This window comes from Bacillus sp. JJ1503 (genome assembly GCF_036965125.1).
In the GTDB taxonomy this organism is placed as follows: domain Bacteria; phylum Bacillota; class Bacilli; order Bacillales; family Cytobacillaceae; genus Cytobacillus.
Genome location: NZ_JBALOZ010000284.1, coordinates 1 through 2,614, shown reverse-complemented (window position 1 = coordinate 2,614; position 2,614 = coordinate 1). Strand labels below are relative to the sequence as shown.

The 2,614-nt window shown below is 34.9% G+C and carries 3 protein-coding genes; 1 reads left to right on the top strand and 2 read right to left on the bottom strand.

Translation table 11 applies throughout. The features are described from left to right. A partial coding sequence (locus V7149_RS20190) for a RecQ family ATP-dependent DNA helicase (RefSeq protein WP_335347387.1) occupies positions 1-953 on the bottom strand: 953 nt, incomplete at its 3' end. Further along, positions 943-1,992, bottom strand: coding sequence for a helix-turn-helix domain-containing protein (locus V7149_RS20185; protein WP_335347386.1), 1,050 nt, complete (start codon positions 1,990-1,992; stop codon positions 943-945). The genes V7149_RS20190 and V7149_RS20185, both read right to left, overlap by 11 nt. Before the next feature lie 269 nt (positions 1,993-2,261). On the opposite strand from V7149_RS20185, the gene V7149_RS20180 reads away from it, so the two are divergent. Continuing rightward, a complete protein-coding gene (locus V7149_RS20180; protein WP_335347385.1) occupies positions 2,262-2,510 on the top strand; it encodes a ferredoxin in 249 nt (82 codons plus the stop codon). Positions 2,511-2,614 lie beyond the last annotated feature (104 nt).

Below are 2,614 nucleotides of genomic sequence, written 5' to 3'. Positions count from 1 at the left end.
CTCCCAATTTCCTGCAAATAGGATTCAAGCTGAAGTGGCATATGAAAATGTATAATAAAACGGATATTATCTTTATTAATTCCCATTCCAAATGCACTTGTCGCACAGATTACATCTAATTGTCCTTGAATAAATTGCTGTTGAATTAATATTCTTGCCTCCTGTTCCATTCCACCATGGTATGCGGCAACATTAGAAACTCCGCTTTCCTTTAAGTATACGGCCATTTGTTCAGACATTTTCTTGCTTGAAAAGTAGACAATCCCTGAACCACTTAGAGAATGGACGAGTTCAACAAGCCTGTCCTTTTTTTCTTGAAAGGAATTTATCGTTTCAACAGTAAGTGAAATATTAGGACGGTCAACAGAATAAATAAATTCCTTCCAACTTTCCCATGATAGTGACGCAATTATATCATCTTTAACCTCTCGTGTTGCCGTTGCAGTTAAAGCTAATGTCAGCGGGTTTCCTAGTTTTTCTCTAACTTCGCCAAGCTTTAAATAATCAGGTCTGAAATCATACCCCCATTGCGAAATGCAATGGGCTTCATCAATGACAAATAAAGCAATATTAAGATTACATAGCCTCTTTATGACATGATCAAGACGCAGCATTTCTGGGGATAGGAAAATAAATTTATATTTATTTAACTGTGATAATGCACGATTTTTTTCTTCTGCGGATAAAAAGGAATTAAATGCAATGACCCTTTTCTCCCCATTCATCATTAATTGTTCGGCTTGATCCTGCATTAATGATAAGAGTGGTGAGATGATAATCACTTGTCCATTTAATGCATAACCAGATAATTGATAACATAGTGATTTTCCTGTTCCGGTAGGAAGCATAGCGATTGTATGATTCCCTTCCAGTATAGAAGAAATAACTTCCTTTTGACCTGTTCTAAATGCAGTATAGTTAAAATGATGCTGTAATAATTTTTCAAGCTTCATTTTCTTCACCTACTCTAGCTAATGTTAAGCGTATTTCGAAATAATCTGCATTTGGAACTAATTCACGAATTTGCTTTAATTGTTTAGTGGAATTTGTCTTAACGGCTTCTAAAATCAAATGCTGTTTTTCCTTACTCACAAAAGGAGTAATTTCAAAACTCTTATTATTCAGGGCTATTTCAACGATATGATCCTCTATCGTGCTTCTCTTAAGCCTTCGAGTCTGAACAATAGCATTTAATCCCATGCCATTCTTTAATAATGAGTACGTCCTTCTAGCAGTCTGTGTCAATGAAACTAACAGCGATTCTTCCGAAATAAATCTGCTTAAAAGCGGGTAATTTTCTGGTTTTAATTGGATAGTTTCCAGCATAAAATGAATCAAGCTTCTAAATTGGACATAATATACGTCAAGTTCCATTTTCAAACGTTCAGCAGCTTGTAAAGGAGTTAGTCCAATAATTTCGTAACCAGTCAGTCTCATGATGAGTACAGAAGGATCTATTTCCTTATTCTTTTCAAGGCAATTGACTAACTCGATGTATAGTTTCTGGCATAATGCGTCTCTGTTTAAGGACGTTTGCTGCAGAAAATTCTTTACCCAAAAGTGAACCTCTTTTTTTCGCTGGATAGGAAGATATTTTGTTTCTCTGCTTTTTAAGTAGGATATGACCTGTATCGTGAGGGATAATCTTTCCCAAAAAAGCTCGGTAACTTGATGGAACTTCAAACCGTTTAAGGAGCTCGGAATCGGCTGCTTCGTCAATGTTTCTTCCAGAAACCGTGTACCTTCTATTGATAGACGATAGCATTGCTCGGAAATTTGGATAATGAACCCTCTGTTCTTAATTTGACTTACAATATGATCTAAATCTTTTCGCTCAAGAAAAGGAAAAGAATTGAAGAGGTTCGTTAATTGGAAAAAATGAGCATCTTGAATCGTTTGGGCAGATTTTTTCCCTTTCAGAAGATGTAAGATTGAATATATGGATCGCTGACCATCAATTTTGTATAAACAATATAAAACTATCAAATTCAAATATGAATCCTTCATAAGATCACACCATTTATATTACTTTTTGGGACATACTAACAATTAATCATCTTCTATATCTTATCATGAATAGAAAATATGAGCCTCTATAATTCTGATTATTGTTAGAACCTTATTATGATAAGCATTCTCAATACTTTTACTATTGAAATGTTTGCCATTCAGTTTTACAATAGGGGATGAGGGATGTCTTTCCATCTTCACAAAGGAAAATGTTCATATAATTTTGTTATAATCTTGGGAGGTAATTTTTCATGGCAAAGTATACGATTGTTGACAAGGAAACTTGCATCGCATGTGGAGCATGCGGAGCAGCAGCACCAGATATTTATGATTACGATGACGAAGGCATTGCATTCGTTACTCTAGATGATAACCAAGGAATTGTTGAAATTCCAGATGTATTAATTGATGATATGATGGACGCTTTCGAAGGCTGTCCAACTGATTCAATTAAAGTTGCAGACGATTCATTTGATGGCGACGCACTTAAATTCGAATAGAATCAATAAAGGTTCGCTTTGATTACCGCTCCCTTTCTTTATGAAGGGAGCTTTTTCATTTCAATTATAAACTGCATATTTTATAGTATTTGGAACGATTCAAG